A 20,688-nucleotide genomic window follows, 5' to 3' on the forward strand; every position below is an offset into this window, starting at 1 on the left:
ATTACGAAAAGCGATTACTGACCGCCTTCAATGACAGTCTCCGGCTGGGAAACAGGCTTGCCTTCAAGAACACAATGAATGGCATGTGCGACACCATGCTCCACATTAGTCAACGACACAGCATTGGCAAGCGCCTTAATCTCCGGTTCAGCATTGCCCATGGCAATACCGAGTCCTGCCATTTTTAGCATGGATACGTCGTTGAAATTATCACCAATGGCAGCTGTATCTTCCATGGAGATGTTCAAATGCGCAGCCAGTTTGGTTAAGGCATTACCTTTGGATACATCAGGATGCTGCATTTCGAAGTTGTGTTCAGAGGATACCACCATGGCTACATCGGAGCGAGAAGCAAAGTATTCGCGTCCCTGCTGCAATTGAGCGGGGTCCAATGAAAAGGCCATAATATTGTAAATGAAAGCTTCGGAAGGGATTTCTTGATGGGAATTAACGCGGTGGTAATCTTTCTTGTCATAGTGCTTCTTAACAGCTCGAATGAGGCGTTCAATATCCTCCCCAGGACTCGAACCTAGAATGCGATCCATTTCAGCGAGCATCGCCTCATGACTGCCTATAGGGGCGTAGATTCCCTGTTGCGTGGAGGCCTCGTAGTAGCAATGATGATCTTCCAGCCACTGCATGACGGATGCAGCCGTTTCACGCTCAAGTGGAAGATGGAACAGGCGCTCACCATTGGCATCATGGATGGTAGCTCCGTTGGAGCCGATGACTGGTGTGTTAATTCCGCCTTCGCTGCTTATCGTTAATACGTCGGAATAAACCCGTCCTGTAGCGATCGTAACCTTCAATCCTTCTTGTTGTGCCTTATGGATTGCAGCTGCGTTTTCCGGGCTGATCTGACTGTCTCTGTTCAATAGGGTTCCATCTAAATCGGTAGCAAATAATTTCATATGTTACAGCTCCTTTTCAATTGTAGGTTCAGGGATGAGAATCTCCACTTGCTGTTCGGTCAAAAAGTTTCGCCAATCTTGGGAAGGCCATTGATCTGTAATTAACATATCAACGAGTGACCAGTCCGCAAAACGGTAACCATAACGCTTATCAAACTTGGAATGGTCAGCGAGTACAATAACCTGTTTTGCAGCTTGCATCATTTTGTGTTTGATCTTTCCTTCTTCTTCGGAAGCGCTGAAGCCGTCCATCGTAATTCCGCCAATGCCGATAAAGGCTTTGTCTACATAATAGTGGGAAAGAGTTTCGATTACGGAAGTGCCATAGACATAACGCTGCTCTTTATCGACTTTACCGCCAAGCAAACGTATCTCGACAGCCGTATGATTGGAGAGAAGTTCAGCTGAGTAAATGGAATTGGTAATGACGGTACAGGATTTGCCGTTCAGATTTTCGGCACAAGTCTGCACTGTAGTGGAAGAATCCAGAATAATGTGTTCGCCTTGGCGGACGATCGCAGCGGCTAACTTGCCAATAGCTCTTTTTTCATCGGAAATGTGGAGCAGACGATCTTTATAAGATCGGTGCTCAACTGGTGGAACGGGGAGAATTGCACCGCCGCGCGTTCGGATGATGGCGTCCTGTTCTTCGAGCTTGATCAGATCCCTTCGAGCCGTGTCCCGGGAAACGTCAAACAGGGATACAATATCCTCAGCTGAAATGCGATTGTGTTTGCGTAGGTGTTCAATAATCAGCTGCATTCGTTCTTCCTGAAACAAACGTGCCGCCTCCTTATACGTAGCTGACCGTGTTTATAACTGATAGGTTAATTATAAGTACTAATAATGATATTTGCAATATTATAAGTGAATGTAAGTGTATTTAAGTTTTTTGATATTAATTTTACAAATTACGATGATTACGGTGATAAATATGTGAAAGAGATTTTGGAGTGAGTAGGCTCTTAAGCTCATGAAGAAGGGGTAAAAAGGAGAGGATAAAAAAATCAAAAAAAGTGTTGCACATTTTATTTAGCCTGTGATATACTCATTCTTGTCGCCAAGAAAGACAACTTGTTAATAAGGCCCGTTGGTCAAGGGGTTAAGACACCTCCCTTTCACGGAGGTAACAGGGGTTCGAATCCCCTACGGGTCATTATCTTCACCACCTCAGGGATGTACAATCCTGATGAGGAATCCTCATAAAGTCATAGCTCCTGAACAAAAGAGTTACTCATGGCACATCCGGTGAAGTTACAGCAAGAGCCATTAGCTCAGTTGGTAGAGCACCTGACTTTTAATCAGGGTGTCGAAGGTTCGAGCCCTTCATGGCTCACCATTTTTACAATTAAATATGCGGTCGTGGTGGAATGGCAGACACGCTATCTTGAGGGGGTAGTGGGTGTATACCCGTGGAGGTTCGAGTCCTCTCGACCGCATCACAGCAACAGATGTTATAAGATAGACTCTCATGATTATTCATGGGAGTCTATCTTTGTGTTATAAGAATTACCAGAACGTATTCCTGGGATTAAAAGGCTGAGGATTCAGGAAGGTTGTGGTATAATTTAGGTACATGTATTGATTATTACGGTTGGAAGGCGGTTCTGTATGCAGTCGATCTATGAGCGAATTGAACACCTGATTGCCGAACGAGGAATGACCAAGAAGGCTTTCTGCCAACAGCTGAAGATCAGCACGGGCAATCTGGGTGACTGGAAACGCGGTAAATCTATTCCGAGTACGAATAAACTAATCGAGATTGCTTCGTTTTTTGATGTGAGCCTGGACTGGCTCATGATTGGCCGTCCATCCAAGGAGGCGATGGTGCGGGAAAAACGGGAGGATTATTTTTTTGACGTGTTGCGGCAATTGAATTGCCAAGAAAGCGAATTATCGACTGTGGAACAGTCTTTTATCAGTGAATATATTGAATTTACCCGTTATCGCAAATCCAAGGAAAGCAAAAATTCAGGCGACTTTCGTTACAATGGAGAAGATAAGCCGGTAGCGGATGAATCGGTGCACCGGAAAGATTAAGCACTTCTCTTCATTACAATTTTTATGTAATATAATGCCATAATTGGGTTTGATCATTTGTTCGGCAATGAATTGGAGAGACGTAAAATTTTTAAGTGATTCGGATAGGAGGAAGTTCTGTATGCAGTCGATCTATGAGCGAATTGAACATCTAATTGCCGAGCGAGGGATGACCAAGAAAGAGTTCTGTAAACAACTGAAGATTAGCACAGGTAATCTGGGTGACTGGAAACGAGGCAAATCTGTCCCGAGTACGAATAAACTCATTGAAATTGCTGCGTTTTTTAATGTGAGCCTGGACTGGCTCATGATTGGCCGTCCATCCAAGGAGGCGATGGTGCGGGAAAAACGGGAGGATTATTTTTTTGGCGTGTTACGGCAATTAGATTGCCAGGAAAGCGAATTATCGACTGTGGAACAGTCTTTTATCAGTGAATATATTGAATTTACCCGTTACCGCAAATCCAAGGAAGGCAAAGATTCAGATGACTTTCGCTACAAGAGAGTAGATACGCCCGAAGACGATGGCACGATATAGCTCCAATTGCGATGTGATCGGCTAGCTTGGATAAGCTCAAAAACCTCTGAACAGATCCGAATCCATTCGGTAAGCTGTCCAGAGGTTTTTGGTTTTTTAGAACAGTGCACATTATGAGTTTTCGAATGGCTCGTCGGACCGAATTAAAACCGTTATTTGCGGAAAGCCAGCATTTCTTTGCCCAAAAGATCGGGTCGAAGAGTGTTCCAAATTTGTAGGCACTGCTCCTGAAGTTCCCAGGCTGCCATTCCGAGCAAACGAACACCAATCCCGCCTGTAGCGAGCAAGCTGGCCCCGGCAAGCATGCGACCATCAGGGGGAAGAATGGACCTTACGGACTCCAGCTGTGCTGCACCCAAACCAGGGGCAATCATCCATAAAGCCGCAGTGTGGGTGTAGTCTAACAACGCTGCGGATGATTTCGGATCATCGGATTCTGGTTCGAGCCCAAAGCGATCCCAGACGGCCAATTGCTTCCCTTGCCAGATTTCTGTCAGACTACGATATCGCTTGAACTGAAAGGCTTCCCCTCGATGAATTCGCCCAGCGGACCAGATATCCGCATACGCAAGTACTGCTTGTTCACCCAGCTCGAAGGTCGTGGTGAGTGAGGATGAGCTGCCTTTAAACGGAATAACACATTCAGGAAAGTACTCCAGCACCGCTCCTTGTTCCAGTCGGAAGTGATGGTTCACAGATGACGGAACAGTAGGTGTGGGATGAAGCCTCGTGGCTGATGTGCTGCTTAGCATTACGTGAGTGTTCTGGCACAACTGCCACTCGGATCGATAATGATCACCGTTCAGCACGCCTGGAGAGACGTCTGAAGTGTATATACATAATTCATCTCCGCCACCCGGAGGTCGAAAGGATCGACTGAACCGGAGAGGGGCGCTATAATACCGATCAGTCATGACGGTGCGCCCGCCTTGGAGGGCAAATGAGGCCCTGAGCTCGCTGCGGCGTATCACGGCCTCTCCAGCTCTGCGGTTCAGTCCAAATTCAACTCCATCATGTAAAGGGGGAGGTGAATTAATGGCTGTGGGTCGTGCCGTGTTCATGGGTGTGTGTATGCAGATGCGCAGCGGAAGCATCGTCATCCATATATTGATGTTCAAGCCAGTGTACGATCTCGGATACCCCTTCGCCGCTCATTAGGTTTGACATCACATAAGGCCGTCCTTCACGTACCCGCTCGGTATCATTTTTCATGACTTGCAGACTTGCGCCAACGTAAGGAGCGAGGTCGGTCTTGTTAATCAGCAGCAGGTCTGAACGTGTAATACCCGGACCGCCTTTGCGAGGCAGTTTTTCACCCTGAGCCACATCAATAATGTAAATGAAAACGTCCGCCAGTTCCGGGCTGAATGCGGCAGAGAGATTGTCGCCGCCACTTTCGATAAAGATGAGCTGCAGGTCCGGGAAACGTTCAATCAATTCATCAACGGCTTCAAAATTCATTGAGGCATCCTCTCGAATAGCGGTATGCGGGCATCCCCCAGTTTCTACACCGATAATGCGTTCGGGTGCGAGTGCGTTCTGACGCAGCAAAATCTCGGCATCCTCTTTCGTGTAAATATCATTGGTAATAACGGCCAGGCTGTAGCGTGTGCGCAATGCCTTGGACAGCTTCTCCACCAGGGCTGTTTTTCCTGAACCTACCGGCCCGCCGATTCCGATTCGCATCGGGCGACTCCGATCAAATACCTTACGTTCCCATCCTGCATGATGCGTATGATTAGCTCCTCCACACATAACAAATTCCTCCTTGGTTTTGAATTAAATTAATATAGTCAGGACATGAACAGACGGGCTGGCAGACTCTCATGCCTCATGGCATAGATTTCCTGGGCAATACCGAAGCTGTGCATATCTTCCGGGTCGTTATCCCGGATTTGAGACCATTCTGAATCAATATCGTTCAAAAGTTTCTGAATAAGCATCTGTGCCTCGGTTTGCCCGATGGGTAGAAGGCGCAGGGCGCTATTGACATAAGCGTTAACAGAGGTGTACAGATGACCGGTGACGGCTTCGTCCAGTCCGATTTCCAGTTGATAGTTGATGTAGCCATGAATCGTTGTGATGCCGCAAAAGGCACCGTGATCCTTTATGGCTTCATCAATTAGTGTGAAATCCATCCATGGGTAAAGTGACCTCGCGAGCTTGAGTAATCGCTTTCCCATCTTGTGTCCGCTTTCCCGCAGCTCCCTGGGGGTCCGCTGGGCGTGTACACGTTTGTCATAAAGGGCTAAAAGGGCGGCATCCTGTTGCTCAATGGCCTGATAGACGCCTTTGATGGCGAGACCATCGAGTCGTACAAGGCTGGAATGAAGCTGACCACGAATGAAGTGTTCGAGCTGAGCGGTGTTCCGTATCCTGCCGTCATGCGTATATGCCTCCAGACCGAACGAATGGGAGAACCCGCCAATGGGCAGGGCCGAATCCAACAGTTGAACATAACGGAGCAACTTCGTGCCGCTGTGCATCATCATGCGTGTCCCCTCTTATGTGTTTAAATTACAATCCAAATCTAATATAAATTTTTAAAAAATATAAGATGAACAAGCGGTTTACCCGAGAACGTAGAGGGCAGAAAAAACCTGGAGAAGCGTAGCGCTCGCCTAAAAGATTTCTGAAAGAAAGCTACGTCGAAAGCATACGCTATCACAAGATTTCTCCCTTTCAAAAGGGGGTCAAAGAAATCTGGGGATAACAGCGATCGGAAGGTTGTTCTGCCAGCGGAGTGATCAAGTGTAAATGGAACAGTTCAACTTATATTTTGCTTTTTTATATTAGATGTCAAAACATGAAATAGCGTTGAGCCATCGGCAATTCATCCGCAGGTTCACAGGTGAGAAGTTCACCATCGGCCCGAACCTCATAGGTTTCGGGATCGACTTCGATGACGGGTGTGACGTCGTTATGAATCATGTCCTTTTTGCTCACGGAGCGGCAGCCTTTGACAGGTTCTACGCGTTTGTTCAAGCTCAATGCCTCCTTGATTCCTGCATCTGCTGCGGCTTGGGAGACAAAAGTGATCGACCCTTTGGCAATTGCGCCGCCGTAGGCACCGAACATTGGTCTACCGAATACGGGCTGCGGCGTAGGGATCGAAGCGTTGGGGTCACCCATCTGGGCAAAGGTGATCATGCCGCCCTTGATGACCATCTCGGGTTTAACACCAAAATAGGCCGGGTTCCAGACGATCAGGTCTGCGAGCTTGCCTACCTCTACGGAACCGACGAGATGACCTATACCGTGAGCAATTGCCGGATTGATCGTATATTTGGCAACATACCTTTTGATCCGATCGTTATCGGAAGGGGAGCCAGAGGTCAGTTCAAGCTTGCCTCGCTGCTTTTTCATCTTGTCGGCTGTTTGCCAGGTGCGAATTATGACTTCGCCAACCCGGCCCATCGCCTGCGAATCGGAACTGATGATGCTGAATACACCAAGATCATGCAAAATGTCTTCGGCCGCGATTGTTTCGGGACGAATCCGTGAATCAGCAAAGGCAACATCCTCAGGGATGGACGGGTCCAGATGGTGACAAACCATCAACATATCGAGATGTTCTTCTACGGTATTGCGAGTGTAAGGACGTGTTGGATTGGTTGAAGAGGGGATGACGTAAGACTCTCCGGCAGCGCGAATAATATCTGGCGCGTGTCCGCCACCAGCACCTTCCGTATGGTAGGTATGGATCGTGCGTCCGTTAATGGCCGCCAGTGTATTTTCGAGAAATCCTGTCTCGTTCAGCGTATCGGTATGAATGGCTACCTGAACATCATGCTCTCCCGCTGCGGTCAGACAGGCATCTATAGCACTTGGCGTTGTGCCCCAATCCTCATGCAGCTTCAGTCCAATGACACCGGCTTCAATCTGTTCAATTAATGGAGCGGTGCTGGAACTGTTGCCTTTACCGAGATAACCGATATTCATGGGAAATGCTTCTGCTGACTCCAGCATGCGGTGGATATGCCAGGCTCCGGGTGTACAAGTGGTCGCTTTGGTGCCGGTTGCAGGTCCTGTGCCGCCGCCGATCATGGTTGTTACTCCTGAAGATAATGCCGTTTGAATCTGTTGAGGACAGATAAAATGAATATGGGTATCAATGCCTCCAGCGGTCACAATCATGCCTTCCCCGGCAATGATTTCAGTTGAAGCGCCAATGACCAGTGCAGGATCGACTCCGTCCATCGTATCCGGATTGCCGGATTTGCCGATTGCACAGATGAGGCCATCGCGGATGCCGATGTCTGCTTTTACAATCCCCCAATGATCGATGATGACGGCGTTGGTGATGACTGTATCAGGCGTACCATCACTGCGAAGGGCAGATGTGGACTGACCCATTCCATCACGAATCACCTTGCCTCCGCCGAATTTGCTTTCATCCCCATAGACCGCATAATCATGCTCGATCTCTGCCCATAGTTCCGTATCTGCCAATCTGACGGCATCCCCGGTCGTCGGCCCGAACATGGACGCGTATTGTTCCCGGCTCATTCGTTTCATAAAGGGTCCCCTCCGTTCTGCACAGGGGGCGCGAAGGCCTTCAGAAATGTTTCCAGTTTCTGTGGATCAGGTGGCTGATCTGCCGATCCTTCGGTTAATCCGTTAAATCCATAAATCTGACGTCTGCCGCCAAATGTGGTGAGTTCGACCGGTTTTTCTTCACCGGGTTCAAAACGGACAGCAGTGCCTGCTGGAATATGCAGGCGGTGGCCGAAAGCAGAAGGGCGATCGAAGTCCAACGCAGCATTGACTTCATAGAAGTGAACGTGAGAACCGACCTGAACGGGACGGTCGCCACGGTTCAGTACAATCAGACGCACGGTTGAGCGATCGGGATGACAGACGATCTCATCATCCTGTTTTAAGCGATATTCACCAGGGATCATGGAGTTCTCCTGCCTTTCTCAGCGTATAGGTTCATGGACCGTGACCAGTTTTGTTCCGTCAGGAAAAGTGGCTTCCACCTGTACCTCAGGGATCATATCGGGCACACCATCCATGCAATCTTCACGTGTCAGGATCGTGCCGCCGTATCTCATCAACTCCGCAACACTCATGCCATCGCGTGCGCGTTCCATGAGTTCGGAGGTCAATAATGCGATTGCTTCGGGAACATTCAGTTTAAGTCCGCGTCCTCTGCGTTCGCGAGCGAGGTTAGCGGCCACGGTAATCAGGAGTTTTTCTTTTTCCTGTTCAGTCCAGTGCAAGGCAATCCGACCTTTCCTTTAGATAGTCTATATCGTCATGGATCATGTTATATGTTAAATATACTCACACAGGGTGGACCCTTTGTCAATATGGTTCTAATTATATTAGCAGTATGCATGAAACGAGTATGCAAGAAATAAAATTGTGTAAGCATTATTGACACGGAGAGTGTGACCCTCCATAATTTGGATCAACGAACATTTCGGGCATATATGACCTTAATGTTCGTCAATAGACTAAAAAAAGGGAGTGTAGGCTATTGAAGAAGAGGTCGGTCAAGTTATGGAGTGTTTTGCTCGGTGCAGTCATTGCATTGACGGGATGTGTGGAAGGTGGCGCGCCGCCTGAGGCATCGGGTTCCGGTGGAACGGGAGAACCTGCTTCGTCCGGAGATACGATTAAAGTAGGTGTTCTTCACTCCCTGAGTGGAACGATGGCGATCAGTGAAGTGTCGGTTAAGGATGCGGAGATGCTTGCCATTGAAGAGATCAATGCAGCGGGCGGAGTTCTGGGTAAACAGATCGAGCCTGTGGTTGAGGACGGCGCTTCCGATTGGCCTACATTTGCGGAGAAAGCAGGGAAGCTGCTGCAGCAGGATAAAGTAGCCGCTGTATTTGGCGGATGGACCTCTGCGAGTAGGAAAGCCATGCTTCCGGTGTTTGAACAGAACAAGGGTCTGTTGTTTTACCCGGTGCAATATGAAGGATTGGAATCATCACCCAACATTTTTTATACAGGTGCCACAACGAATCAACAGATCGTACCGTCTGTAACCTGGTTGCTGGAGAACAGGGGCAAGAAGTTCTACCTGCTGGGTTCAGATTATGTGTTCCCGAAAACGGCCAATCAGGTGATCAAAGCCCAGCTGGCAGCTGAAGGTGGCAAAGTGGTAGGTGAAGAATATACACCGCTGGGGCATACGGATTACAGTACGATTATCAGCAAAATCAAGGCTGCCAAGCCGGATATTGTGTACAACACGCTGAACGGGGACAGCAATGTCGCCTTTTTCAAACAATTGAAGGATGCCGGGATCTCTTCGGAGCAGTTGACCACTCTGTCAGTGAGTGTGGCGGAGGAAGAAATCCGGGGGATTGGTGCGGATGTGTTGAAAGGGCATCTGGCTTCATGGAACTATTATCAGACAACAGATACTCCTGAAAATAAAACATTTGTAGAGAAATATAAAGAAAAATATGGAGGTGATCGGGTGACGGCCGATCCGATTGAAGCGGGATATGTGGCGGTGTATCTGTGGAAAGCAGCTGTGGAGAAAGCCGGATCAACCGATGTTGAAAAGGTGAAGGAGGCCGCCAAAGGTTTGGAATTTGATGCGCCGGAAGGAAAAGTGACGGTGGATGGAGAGAACCAGCATATCTACAAAACGGTGCGGATAGGCGAAGTGCAGGAAGATGGACAGTTCAAGGAGTTGTGGAACTCGGGCGCTCCAGTCAAACCTGATCCGTATCTGAAAACGTACGAATGGGGTGCTTCCCTTAGTAACAAATAGCAAAGGCATCTCACGTCAAAACTGCTGAATAACCGACGAGGGTGAGACAACACACCCTCATACAACATTACGGTAAAGCGTTGATGTGGAATGGAAATGGTGTCTTGTACTCATTTTGAATTCAGATGTTCACAGCATGAGGAGGGAAAGGCGATGGATATGTTTGTCCTGCAACTGTTCAATGGGTTAAGCATCAGTTCCATCCTGCTGCTGATTGCTTTAGGGCTCGCAGTTACGTTTGGGCTGATGAATGTCATTAACATGGCTCATGGTGAATTGATCATGATCGGCGCTTACGCTACGTATGTGACGCAGAACCTGTTCATTTCGTATGCTCCGCCAGCGTGGTTTGATGTCTACTTTATTGTAGCTTTGCCTATCGCCTTTGGTGTGGCGGCTCTTATAGGCTGGTTGCTGGAAGTGGTGCTGATCAGGCATCTATATGGGAGGCCGCTCGACAGTCTGCTTGCGACATGGGGCGTAGGTATGATGCTGCAACAATTGGCCCGAACGATATTTGGGGCACCGAATGTAGGGGTATCCAGTCCGGCTTGGCTCAACGGAGGTCTGACCATCGCGGACGGCATTGTGTTCCCGTATAAACGTCTTTTCATTATCGCGCTGGTTGCGATTGTGTTGTTGTGTATGTACTTGTACATTTATCGGACTTCTTCCGGGAGACGGATGAGGGCGGTGATGCAGAATCGAAGTATGGCGGGCTGTCTTGGGATTTCCACCAGACGAGTGGATGGCATGACCTTTGCCATTGGTTCGGGCATTGCCGGGATCGCTGGATGTGCCTTGACGCTCATTGGCCCGATTGGCCCCTCACTGGGTACGTATTATATCGTGGATGCATTCATGGTGGTTGTGCTGGGTGGTGTCGGGAAACTGGTGGGGACCGTGTGTGGTGCGCTCGGAATTGGTATGTTCAATACGTTATTCGAAACGTATACCTCCGCCTCCATCGGCAAGGTGTTGGTATTTGTCTGTATAGTAGCTTTTCTCCAATGGAAGCCGCGCGGGCTCGTTGCCATACGGACCCGGAGTCTGGATTAATGCGAAAAAGGGGGTTATGTAATGTCTGCACTTCTCAAGACGGGTAGTCTGAAAATGAAGATCATCTGGGCCGTTGTCCTGATCATGATGTGTCTGGCTCCGCTTATTTCCACGGAATTCCGGCTTAGCTTGTTGGCGAAATTCCTGGCCCTGGCCATTCTGGCAATCGGTCTGGATCTGATCTGGGGATATGGAGGGGTGCTTAGTCTGGGGCATGGTGTATTCTTCGGACTTGGCGGGTACGCCATGGCGATGTATCTGAAGCTGCAGGCCAGTGGTACAACACTTCCGGACTTTATGGGATGGAGTGGTCTTAGCGGTCTGCCGTGGTTCTGGGAACCGTTCAGGTCATTTCCGGTGGCGCTATTGCTGGGCATTGCACTTCCGGCATTACTAGCCTTTGCTCTGGGGTGGTTCACGTTCCGTAACCGGATCACCGGTGTGTATTTTACAATCCTGACCCAAGCTTTAGTCCTCATTACAGTGACGTTATTCGTTGGCAAACAGGAATGGACGGGAGGGACCAACGGTATAACGGGATATAACGCCATCTTTGGTTTTACCCTTCATTCGGCAGGGACAACGATTGCTCTCTACTATATAACGCTTGCCGTCCTGGTGCTCGCTTATCTGCTTTGTCGCCGGGTGGTGAACAGCAGGTTCGGTCAGGTGCTTGAAGCTGCGCGGGATGGGGAGAATCGGGTTCGCTTTCTTGGATATGACCCGGCAGGTTTCAAAACGCTAGCCTTCGCCCTTTCCGGAGCGCTTGCGGGAATTGCCGGTATGTTATTTGTGCTCCAGGTAGGGATCATCTCGCCTTCCATGATGGGAATCGTGCCTTCCATTGAGATGGTGTTATGGGTTGCTTTGGGCGGTCGGGGGACGCTGATTGGTGCGGTAATCGGAGCTGTGGTGCTCAACGCTGCCAAAACGGGTATCAGTGAAGCTTATCCGGAAGGTTGGTTGTTTGTCATCGGAGGACTCTTTGTTACAGTGGTCCTGTTCATGCCCAATGGGCTGGTTGGTGTATACCGTCATGTAGTGCGCTTGCTGAAACGGAGAGGAGAGGTTGTGCATGTTCCAGTCGGTCAGGAAAAACCAAAAGTCTACTGACGTTCCGGTAGTGCTGGTCGCCGAGGAAATTACGGTGGCATTTGGCGGTTTTGTTGCGGTCAAAGGCATGAATCTGAAGCTGTACGAACATGATCTGCATTTTCTGATCGGCCCCAATGGTGCGGGGAAAACGACAATGCTGGATGTCATTTGCGGTAAAACCAAGCCCTTGTCCGGTACGGTGAAGATGGAGGATGGCGCGGATCTGACACGTCTGAAGGAACACCAGATTGTTCGGAAAGGGGTAGGGCGCAAGTTCCAGGCTCCATCCATCTTTGGGGGTCTGACCGTGCAGGAGAACCTGACGTTGGCTGCGGAAACTCGTCGTTCTCCTTTACAAGCTCTAGGTATTCAGCGGTATTCGAAAATAAGTCCTGCGATGGAGCGGATTACGCACCAAATTGGTTTGCAGGACCGTGTGGATGCACGTGCAGGGGCCTTATCCCATGGGGAGAAGCAGTGGCTCGAGATTGGCATGCTGCTGCTGCAGGAACCCCGTGTATTGCTACTGGATGAACCAGCAGCGGGAATGACGGATGAAGAGACACATAAGACGGGACGCCTATTGCAGGAGATTGCACGAGATCGGTCTGTTGTGGTGGTGGAGCATGATATGGAGTTTGTACGCGAGTATGCAGCCAAAGTGACGGTGATGCATGAAGGCAAGCTGCTAAAGGAAGGTACGATGGCGGAAGTGCAGGAAGATCCGAGAGTGGCTGAGGTGTATCTGGGCAAAAGGAGGGATGACCATGCTGTCGCTGCAACGAATTGAATCTGGTTATGGGGAAAGCAATGTGCTGCGCGGCGTAAATCTGGATGTCCGGCCGGGTCAGGTGGTATGCCTGATGGGGCGAAATGGTGTAGGGAAATCCACCTTGATGAAAACATTGATGGGTCTTCTTAAAACGCGGAAGGGAAGTATTCAGTGGAAAGGTCAGGAACTATCCACCCACGACCCGGCCAGGCGGGCCAGGGCGGGAATTGGATATGTGCCGCAGGGACGGGAAATCTTTCCGCAGCTTACGGTAAAAGAAAATCTGTTGCTAGGTCTGGAGACAAGCAGCTCAGGAGTGAAGACGTTCCCGGAGGATGTGCTGGCCATGTTTCCGGTGCTTGCCACAATGTATGGACGGCAGGGTGGTGATCTGAGTGGCGGGCAGCAGCAGCAGTTGGCCTTTGCCCGCGCGCTGGCTTCAAGGCCTGGTCTGTTGCTTCTGGATGAGCCAACAGAAGGCATCCAGCCTTCCATCGTAGAGGATATCCGGCAGGTTATTTTGCAAATTAAAGCAAAGGGTGAGATCTCCATCTTGCTGGTAGAGCAAAGCATTGATTTTGTACGCGGTGCTGCAGATTATATCTATGTAATGGACAAAGGGGCAATTGCACTGCAAGGAACACCGCGGGAACTGGATATGTCGCAGTTTGAGCACCATCTGTCTGTGTAGCTAAGGTTCGTGGTGTAGGGAAAGTTCAGGCGTGCTTGTCCAGAATGTTGGAGTACTTCGGATATAGTCTTCGGATGCAATCTGGGCAGATATCATGGGTGAATTCGGCATGAGTATGCTTCTCCAGATAACTTTCAACTGAATTCCAGCTGTCCTGTTCATCCTTAATCTGTTTGCAGACAGCACAAATGGGAAGCAGACCACGCAACGTGCGCACTTCGGACAGAGCTTTCTTCAATTGGCGTTCTGTCTGTTTCTGTTCGGTAACATCCGTGTGCGCAATCAGTGCGAGATCAGACAGCAGGGATGGGTCGGCCTGAATCAATGGGGTGAGTTCGAGACGGAACCACCGTTGTTCGTTGTGGATAGTTTGAACGGAGATGTCATATGTATGACTGTCTTTAAAAGGTGCAGTGATACTTTTCAACTCCTGAACGATCTTCGCATTCTTTGCTTGTTCCTCGCGTAATGTCCACCCCTCTATTAAACGAAGGTAATAAGATGTTTCGGGTATGGTGCTGGAGTGGCCGGATACGCCCGGTTTGGGAAGCAGTTGCCCGAGTCCTTGTTGCCAAGCTGTGTTGCAGCTGCGGATGATCCAGTTGTGGTCAACGATGATGAGCTGGTGTTGCATGGACTGGAACGATAATCTCTCCAGATCGGATATTAAGTACCTCATGAAATGAGCTCCTCCTTGGCAGAAAATCTTATCTTAAATCATCTGGAATATCCAAAATGTCGGCGACCTGGTTCCTGAACCGGGTTGCTTTGCGTGTGCCGTGGATGAGATTGGACAGACGGTATGGCGGGATGTTGTACTGTTCGCAAAATGTCTTTTGGTCGACCTGGAGTTCGGTTAGTCTTCGTTTGATGGCCCATCCGAAAGGAGTCACAGGTTTCTTTTTGTTCAAAAGGGTTCACCCCTCAGTGGAATGTAGTATTCAGCCGGTTATACTTGATGTAGAATATATAGATATGCGAGCTGTATAATTTTATTATATACGTATTTGCGTCATCTAACAATTAAAAAAGACGGAAATAAGTGTATTTTAATGTGTTAAATGGCGTAATTACGTTAAATAGACAAAATAAATGACATAAAAAACACGCCAGCAATGAGGTTGCGGCGTGTTTTTCATGTTTTACTGTATGAGGAGGTGAGTTGTATGGAGGCGAAGGGGATAAAGATCAGGCCCTGTAGGCGTGAAGTCCTGCTCCAAGCATATGGAAGCTGGGGAACAACGTTTTCATGGACATTGAGGTTGGTTGTACCAGTCCATCCGCAGCGGAGGCGCTGACGGTATGCCATTCATGCTCCAGGTCTGCGGCCAGGCGAACCAACAGCTCCTGGGTTGTATCGGGAGTGAGGGGAATCACTTTGGAGGCTTCGGTTATGCAGGCACTCATGGCTGAATACAGATAACCAAGGACTGCCTCCTCGACAGGGATTTCGAGGTGGTGGTTAATCCAGGCGTGAACAGTGGAAAGGCAGCCAACGGATTCATACTTAGCCAGAGTTTGTTCAAGCTCGCTAAAATCAATCCAGGGGTGGAGTGCACGAGCCAGCTTAATCAGTCGTTTGCCCATTGTAGAGGCATGTTCTCTGAGACTTACTGGGGTGCGCTGGACATGAACGAGTTTGTCGATAAGGGCTGTACGCCACGCGTCATTATGATCTGTGGCGGTGTATATGCCTTTAATCGCCATACCTTCCAGACGCACGATACTGGGGTGCAATTGACAGCGCATGAATGATTCTAGATCTTCAGCACTGCGAATGGTTCCTTCAACGATATGCGTTTCCATACCGAAGGAATGGGTGAACCCTCCGACCTGGATAGAGGAATCAAGCAGTTTGACGTAATCGAGCAGCTTATTCCCACGGTTCACAATCTTTCGCCTCCTACGTTCGTTAAATGTCATGTAAAATAACATTTATACTCCGTTTTAGTTCGTTTTCTGTTCGTAAATCCGAATTATATGATATATATATTCACATAAATATCCGCTTTTTGTCAATAGTTTCTTGCTTTTAAATTTAAAAATCTTGTTTGTGTTAATTTATATAACATTTAAAGTTATATTGTAAAAGGTGAATGGAGTAATTGTTCCTTATAAAGGAAGAAGAGTGATCAGCCTGCTCGGATATAAAAACGGGATCAATTTTAATCATATGTGCTTTATAGGAGAAAATGACGAGATTATACGATTTTTGGAAGGGAAAGCGCAGTTGAAATGATAATATTAAAAATGCTTTACATTTAAACCTGAAGCGGGTATAATCAATTCTGTTGCCGATTATTTACGACATGCGGTCGTGGTGGAATGGCAGACACGCTATCTTGAGGGGGTAGTGGGTGTATACCCGTGGAGGTTCGAGTCCTCTCGACCGCATCATAAGAACGATTAAAAAGAAGCTTCCCGTACGGGGAGCTTCTTTTTTATGTTTTTTTACAGTAAAGATGAGTCCAGACAAAAAAGGGTCACCCGGTTTCCCTCAATACATGTTCACTCTGCCTGCCGGTTCGGATGACCTCTACTTCTTATTTGAGCAATTCTTTGATGTCTGCTTCAATTTTATCAGGTGTTGTTTTGGGAGCATACCGTTTCAGAACACGTCCGTTCTGATCCACAAGGAATTTGGTGAAGTTCCATTTGATGGCTTTGGAGCCGAGTACGCCGGGTGCTTCTTTGGTAAGATGCTGAAATAGAGGATGAGCGCTTGAACCATTCACATCGATCTTCTCAAACATCGGGAAGCTGATACCATAGTTCATCTGGCAGAACTCGGCAATATCATCAGAAGAGCCTTTTTCCTGTGCAAACTGGTTGCTTGGAAAACCAAGAACTTCAAATGGGGAGTCTTTAAACTTGTCCTGGAGTTCTTGCAGACCTTTGAATTGAGGTGTAAGGCCGCATTGGCTTGCTGTATTCACGATAAGCAATACTTTGTCACGATAGTTGGACATCTCAACTTCCTGACCGCGAAGGGTGTTTACTTTGTAGTCGTAGACTGACATGAAAATCGCCTCCATTTCATATTCTTCTATCTTCTATTATATTGATTGCAATTAAATATTGCAAAATTAATATTGTTTTTTTAACCCCATTTGGACCTCTCGTGTATGAACTGTGAATGTTTTGCTACCTGAATTTCGCTAAAGAGAGAATTAGAGAGCTTTAAAGAGATGGGTAGAGAATGGATGTGTTGTAAGCGTTATTATTGATGGGAAATGGCAAAAATCCGTCGATTCGGTGATCTGCGCAGACTTTACACCGATATGGCACGGGTGTATGATTCATATCGTAATTCCAATTTAAATTAAATTTTACATGAAAAACGAAACAAACGATAATATCGCTCTGATTAATGATGATAAAGGAACGATGTTTTAATCGCTGAGTTTCCATTCATTCATGGGTGGGAAACGGGGGAACCAACAGGATGAACTGTCCAGGACAGTGGGCATCCATGGGGTGAATTTTCCGGTGACAGCCGGAAATAGGGCGACTCTCGCGTCCGAATCCGTCAGCTAACCTCGTAAGCGTTAGAAGGGAGAGGCAACAAGCCGTACGCTGGTTCATAGTGTCTTTTTGCTATGGATTATTAAGAAGCGTCCGGGAGGCCTTGGTCCCCCACGCTTCTTTTTTGTTGTCTTTTCACGCCAAGGGAGGAACAAATGATGGATAAAGAGATGATCTTAGTGACTGCTCCAAATGAAGCAGGACGTAAATTTATCAAATTGCTGATGTACAAAAAAATGCCGTTTGCCGTTCTGACCAACAGTGCAGGGGAAGAGCGCAGGCTCCGGAGAATCGGTGTGGAGCATGTCATTCGCATGAACACGGCTGCAGCTCAGAAATGGTTTTTGCCGCAAGGCAGTGTTGGCAATGTTTTTATTTTTGAAAATAGCTTAAACCTGACCTGCCGATATTTGCAGATCTGCCGCTCCTGGACATCCAAGTCCCTGTGTGTCATTACAGAACAGAGCCATCCCAAAGGGATTTATCGGGGAATGGGTGCAGACCGTATTGTATATTCCTTGAATGGGGAAGTTGGGTTTTTGCTTAATGGTTAGTATCTAGTGTCTAGTGCTATTCCTGTGATTGATCCGATGTAAGCTGCCTGTTATAATTGAAATCATAAATAAACGGAATCTTGAGGAGACTCATGCGTGATGGTGAGTCTTCTTTTTTATGGTTTGGGTAATGGGGAAATGAATTTCCTGTGGCTAACGAGGAGGAATAGGCGTGCCGGATGTACGTGGAATACAATGGTTGTTCTTTGATGTGGGGGATACGCTCGTGGACGAATGGGAGCCGGTGGATGATATTATCGGTCAGTTCGTTCGTGAAGCTTGCGCACTGGGTTACCAGGTGGAAATGCAGACGGTACGAGAACTATTTGCCGCTTCCTACCGAAATTACGAGCAATGGCCGATGAAATTGGCTATTCGTACCCTTATTAGCGATGAAGGGCACCGGGAACAGATACAGGAGAAGCTAAAGTTCCGCAAAGAGCTTGAGCGCCCCTTCGCGTCAGCCGACGCTGTTCTCCAGACGTTGTCGCAGCACTATAAGATTGGCATCATTGCCAATCAGAGCCCGGGAACGGAAAATCGTCTGGAAAGCTACGGCTTACGCAAGTATGTGGATGTGCTGGCCTGTTCCGCTGAAGAAGGAGTGTCCAAGCCTGATCCTGAATTGTATGCTGTAGCTCTGAAACAGGCGGGATGTAAACCGGAGGAAGCGGTCATGATCGGCGATCGGATTGATAATGATATTATTCCGGCTAAGAAGCTGGGTATGCACACGATCCGAATTTTGCAGGGGTATGGCAGGTTCCAGCCGGAGCTAGCAGATGCAGAGCGTCCGGACTGGACGGTTGAATCACTGGATGAGCTACTTCCCTTGCTGATGGTAACTCAAAATTGATAAATAAACTAAAAGCGGTATTTAAGAGCTAATCTAATCGGTATGGATCAGGTTGGATTAGGTTCTGCTAAAACATATAAAAGGCTGATCGTCTCAAGGGAACGGTACTTGAGTTGATCAGCCTTTTTGAGTTAGACAAAATACGGATTCGTTTCAATTAGCTTAGAACAGCATAATGGTCTGGATGATCAGATACACATTCAGGACAACAATAACTCCGGCAATGATCCAGGAGGTGATTTTGAGCCAAAGCTTGTTAGCAAAATCCCCCATGCTTTTTTTGTCACTCGTAAACATGATCAGCGGAATGACGGCAAAGGGTAGCTGCAGGGACAGCACAACCTGGCTCAGAATCAACAGTTCCTCTGTTCCGTGCTCTCCGGCAATGGCTGTTACGATGACCGCCGGGATGATCGCGATCAGACGTGTTACCAGTCGACGAAGCCACGCCGGAATACGAATGTTCAGGAAGCCTTCCATTACAATCTGTCCGGACAGCGTGCCTGTGAGTGTTGAGTTCTGGCCTGAAGCCAGTAGGGCTACACCGAACAGGATGCTGGCTATGGTGGTTCCCAGCAAAGGTGTCAGCAGATGGTAAGCATCCGTAATTTCCGCGACCTGGGTCATACCTGCACTATGGAACACGGCAGCTGAAACAATTAGGATGGCTGCATTGATGAACAGGGCCAGCGTTAAAGCGATGGTTGAATCCATAGTGGAATACAGAATCGCTTCTTTTTTACCCTGAGGTGTCTTTTCAATCTGACGGGTCTGTACGATGGAAGAATGCAGATACAGGTTATGGGGCATCACGGTTGCGCCAATAATGCCGATGGCGATGTAGAGCATGGCTGGATTTTGCAAAATCTCGACACTTGGTACAAAGCCGTGCATGACGCCACCCATATCCGGTTTGGCGAGAAACAGGTCGATCCCGAAACAGAGGGCGATGGTAGCCATCAGCACAATGACGAGGGATTCCAGTGCACGGAAGCCTTTATTTTGCAGCAAAAGAATGACAAGTACATCGACTGCGGTAATAATGACGCCATATAACATGGGAATGTTGAATAGCAGCTTGAGTGCGATGGCTGAACCAATAACCTCCGCAAGGTCGGTGGCTGCAATCGCAAGCTCACACAATATCCATAACACCATCACGACAGGCATGCTGAATCGTTCGCGGCAGGCTTGCGCCAAATCCCGTCCTGTGACAATCCCGAGCTTGCCAGCGAGAGACTGTAACACAACAGCCATCAGGTTCGAAATTAAAATAACGGATAATAAGGTATAGCCAAATTGTGAACCACCTGCAATATCAGTTGCCCAGTTCCCGGGATCCATATATCCAACGGCAACCAGGTAACCCGGTCCAACAAAAGCAAGGAATTTTTTCCACCAAGCAGCGTTCTGAGGCACCTTCATGGAGCTGTGGGCTTCCCCGAGAGATGGGGCCATACCCGCAGCCAATGGTTCATTGGAAGGAGTGTTGAACGGATTCTTTTTACTCATAATATAATCACCCGACTTTGAAGTATTGATATTCTATATGAAGAGGAACGGTGTCGTTCCATTGATTAAATTTGAACATTGAAATCAAAATGAAATCAAAATCAAAAACGTAATTAAACTACTTTCGATATGTCTAAACGTTTATGTTGATACTTACATTGTACTCCTTCAATTATTTTTGTCTAGTGCAACTTTTGTGTAGAAGGACAAGATTTACCGGAGAGTGAGTTGTGCCTTAGTATATTACCCAACCCTCAATAAATAACCAATGTGCATCTCACGTGCATGAAAATGATAAAGATGTAAAAGCTGAATAAGGAACAACATGCGTTTCAAAATAAGTCAGAAGTTTAAATTGAATAATAGGCAGTAAAAAAATTTGAAGGCGAAGGAGAGATT

At 47.9% G+C, this 20,688-nt stretch carries 22 protein-coding genes, 4 tRNA genes and 1 riboswitch; of the genes, 13 read left to right on the top strand and 13 right to left on the bottom strand.

The genetic code is table 11. The features are described 5' to 3' along the window. Positions 1–14: 14 nt before the first annotated feature. Together P5G61_RS04580 and P5G61_RS04585 are read right to left on the bottom strand one after the other, a co-directional pair. The gene (locus P5G61_RS04580; RefSeq protein ID WP_301244928.1) at positions 15–911 is read right to left on the bottom strand and encodes a Cof-type HAD-IIB family hydrolase; all 897 of its coding nucleotides are present in this window, start codon (positions 909–911) and stop codon (positions 15–17) included. Positions 912–914: 3 nt separating this feature from the next. Then, positions 915–1,691 carry a DeoR/GlpR family DNA-binding transcription regulator gene (locus P5G61_RS04585; protein WP_301244930.1) on the bottom strand — a complete coding sequence of 259 codons (777 nt, stop codon included), beginning with the start codon at positions 1,689–1,691 and terminating at the stop codon, positions 915–917. Between the two features lie 304 nt (positions 1,692–1,995). Here P5G61_RS04585 and P5G61_RS04590 point away from each other — a divergent pair. The 5 genes from P5G61_RS04590 to P5G61_RS04610 all read left to right on the top strand — a co-directional run bounded on the left by P5G61_RS04590 (position 1,996) and on the right by P5G61_RS04610 (position 3,489). Next, positions 1,996–2,067 (top strand) — tRNA-Glu (locus P5G61_RS04590). A 107-nt stretch (positions 2,068–2,174) separates the two neighbouring features. Then, positions 2,175–2,250 (top strand) — tRNA-Lys (locus P5G61_RS04595). Between the two features lie 17 nt (positions 2,251–2,267). Next, positions 2,268–2,350: transfer RNA gene (locus P5G61_RS04600), tRNA-Leu, on the top strand. 172 nt (positions 2,351–2,522) lie between these two features. Further along, the gene (locus P5G61_RS04605) at positions 2,523–2,951 is read left to right on the top strand and encodes a helix-turn-helix domain-containing protein (protein ID WP_079350827.1); all 429 of its coding nucleotides are present in this window, start codon (positions 2,523–2,525) and stop codon (positions 2,949–2,951) included. A 121-nt stretch (positions 2,952–3,072) separates the two neighbouring features. Next, complete coding sequence (locus tag P5G61_RS04610; RefSeq protein ID WP_079350826.1) at positions 3,073–3,489, top strand: helix-turn-helix domain-containing protein; 417 nt, start codon at positions 3,073–3,075, stop codon at positions 3,487–3,489. Positions 3,490–3,641: 152 nt separating this feature from the next. On the opposite strand, the gene P5G61_RS04615 is transcribed toward P5G61_RS04610, so the two are convergent. From P5G61_RS04615 to P5G61_RS04640, 6 genes are all read right to left on the bottom strand, one after another. After that, positions 3,642–4,550 (bottom strand): urease accessory protein UreD, encoded by a 909-nt coding sequence (locus P5G61_RS04615; protein WP_301244933.1) that lies wholly within the window; start codon positions 4,548–4,550, stop codon positions 3,642–3,644. Beyond that, a complete protein-coding gene (gene ureG, locus P5G61_RS04620) occupies positions 4,522–5,244 on the bottom strand; it encodes an urease accessory protein UreG (RefSeq protein WP_301244935.1) in 723 nt (240 codons plus the stop codon). The genes P5G61_RS04615 and ureG overlap by 29 nt, the downstream gene beginning before the upstream one ends. Positions 5,245–5,282: 38 nt before the next feature. After that, positions 5,283–5,981, bottom strand: coding sequence for an urease accessory protein UreF (locus P5G61_RS04625; protein WP_301244937.1), 699 nt, complete (start codon positions 5,979–5,981; stop codon positions 5,283–5,285). A gap of 307 nt (positions 5,982–6,288) precedes the next feature. Beyond that, positions 6,289–8,007: an urease subunit alpha gene (gene ureC / locus P5G61_RS04630; protein ID WP_301244939.1), complete on the bottom strand. Its 1,719-nt coding sequence runs from the start codon at positions 8,005–8,007 to the stop codon at positions 6,289–6,291. After that, positions 8,004–8,393, bottom strand: a complete 390-nt coding sequence (locus tag P5G61_RS04635; protein WP_301244941.1) for an urease subunit beta — start codon at positions 8,391–8,393, stop codon at positions 8,004–8,006. The genes ureC and P5G61_RS04635 overlap by 4 nt, the downstream gene beginning before the upstream one ends. Before the next feature lie 18 nt (positions 8,394–8,411). Continuing rightward, on the bottom strand, positions 8,412–8,714 hold the full coding sequence (locus tag P5G61_RS04640) for an urease subunit gamma (protein WP_024629311.1): 303 nt from the start codon (positions 8,712–8,714) through the stop codon (positions 8,412–8,414). Positions 8,715–8,974: 260 nt separating this feature from the next. Here P5G61_RS04640 and urtA point away from each other — a divergent pair, with 260 nt between their 5' ends. The 5 genes from urtA (at position 8,975) to urtE (ending at position 13,842) form a co-directional block, all read left to right on the top strand. Next, positions 8,975–10,225 carry an urea ABC transporter substrate-binding protein gene (urtA, locus tag P5G61_RS04645; RefSeq protein ID WP_301244945.1) on the top strand — a complete coding sequence of 417 codons (1,251 nt, stop codon included), beginning with the start codon at positions 8,975–8,977 and terminating at the stop codon, positions 10,223–10,225. A 153-nt stretch (positions 10,226–10,378) separates the two neighbouring features. Further along, positions 10,379–11,284 (top strand): urea ABC transporter permease subunit UrtB, encoded by a 906-nt coding sequence (gene urtB / locus P5G61_RS04650; RefSeq protein ID WP_301244947.1) that lies wholly within the window; start codon positions 10,379–10,381, stop codon positions 11,282–11,284. A gap of 21 nt (positions 11,285–11,305) precedes the next feature. Beyond that, positions 11,306–12,397 (top strand): urea ABC transporter permease subunit UrtC, encoded by a 1,092-nt coding sequence (gene urtC / locus P5G61_RS04655; protein WP_435874037.1) that lies wholly within the window; start codon positions 11,306–11,308, stop codon positions 12,395–12,397. Then, the gene (urtD, locus tag P5G61_RS04660) at positions 12,360–13,169 is read left to right on the top strand and encodes an urea ABC transporter ATP-binding protein UrtD (RefSeq protein WP_301244949.1); all 810 of its coding nucleotides are present in this window, start codon (positions 12,360–12,362) and stop codon (positions 13,167–13,169) included. Before urtC ends, urtD begins: the two co-directional genes overlap by 38 nt. Beyond that, positions 13,147–13,842 carry an urea ABC transporter ATP-binding subunit UrtE gene (gene urtE, locus P5G61_RS04665; RefSeq protein WP_301244951.1) on the top strand — a complete coding sequence of 232 codons (696 nt, stop codon included), beginning with the start codon at positions 13,147–13,149 and terminating at the stop codon, positions 13,840–13,842. The genes urtD and urtE overlap by 23 nt, the downstream gene beginning before the upstream one ends. Positions 13,843–13,867: 25 nt before the next feature. Here the strand turns inward: urtE and P5G61_RS04670 are convergent, their stop codons facing one another. The 3 genes from P5G61_RS04670 to P5G61_RS04680 form a co-directional block, all read right to left on the bottom strand. Then, positions 13,868–14,521, bottom strand: a complete 654-nt coding sequence (locus P5G61_RS04670; protein WP_301244953.1) for a nitrogen regulation protein NR(II) — start codon at positions 14,519–14,521, stop codon at positions 13,868–13,870. 28 nt (positions 14,522–14,549) lie between these two features. Beyond that, positions 14,550–14,753 (bottom strand): Rha family transcriptional regulator, encoded by a 204-nt coding sequence (locus P5G61_RS04675; RefSeq protein WP_079350817.1) that lies wholly within the window; start codon positions 14,751–14,753, stop codon positions 14,550–14,552. Positions 14,754–15,030: 277 nt separating this feature from the next. Continuing rightward, positions 15,031–15,732, bottom strand: a complete 702-nt coding sequence (locus P5G61_RS04680) for an urease accessory protein UreF (protein WP_301244955.1) — start codon at positions 15,730–15,732, stop codon at positions 15,031–15,033. A gap of 421 nt (positions 15,733–16,153) precedes the next feature. On the opposite strand from P5G61_RS04680, the gene P5G61_RS04685 reads away from it, so the two are divergent. Next, positions 16,154–16,236, top strand: a tRNA-Leu gene (locus P5G61_RS04685). Positions 16,237–16,385: 149 nt separating this feature from the next. On the opposite strand, the gene P5G61_RS04690 is transcribed toward P5G61_RS04685, so the two are convergent. Then, positions 16,386–16,862, bottom strand: a complete 477-nt coding sequence (locus P5G61_RS04690) for a glutathione peroxidase (protein WP_301244957.1) — start codon at positions 16,860–16,862, stop codon at positions 16,386–16,388. 367 nt (positions 16,863–17,229) lie between these two features. Continuing rightward, positions 17,230–17,406: riboswitch (cyclic di-AMP (ydaO/yuaA leader) on the top strand. A gap of 119 nt (positions 17,407–17,525) precedes the next feature. On the opposite strand from P5G61_RS04690, the gene P5G61_RS04695 reads away from it, so the two are divergent. Together P5G61_RS04695 and P5G61_RS04700 are read left to right on the top strand one after the other, a co-directional pair. Then, positions 17,526–17,921, top strand: coding sequence for an HAD family hydrolase (locus P5G61_RS04695; protein WP_024629322.1), 396 nt, complete (start codon positions 17,526–17,528; stop codon positions 17,919–17,921). A gap of 172 nt (positions 17,922–18,093) precedes the next feature. Further along, positions 18,094–18,777: an HAD family hydrolase gene (locus P5G61_RS04700; protein ID WP_301244962.1), complete on the top strand. Its 684-nt coding sequence runs from the start codon at positions 18,094–18,096 to the stop codon at positions 18,775–18,777. A 162-nt stretch (positions 18,778–18,939) separates the two neighbouring features. Here the strand turns inward: P5G61_RS04700 and P5G61_RS04705 are convergent, their stop codons facing one another. Continuing rightward, entirely contained in the window at positions 18,940–20,235 is a 1,296-nt protein-coding gene (locus P5G61_RS04705) for an Nramp family divalent metal transporter (protein WP_301245252.1), read from the bottom strand. Between the last annotated feature and the right edge of the window lie 453 nt (positions 20,236–20,688).

Origin of the sequence: Paenibacillus vandeheii (genome assembly GCF_030433635.1) — a bacterium.
In the GTDB taxonomy this organism is placed as follows: Bacteria; Bacillota; Bacilli; order Paenibacillales; family Paenibacillaceae; genus Paenibacillus; species Paenibacillus vandeheii.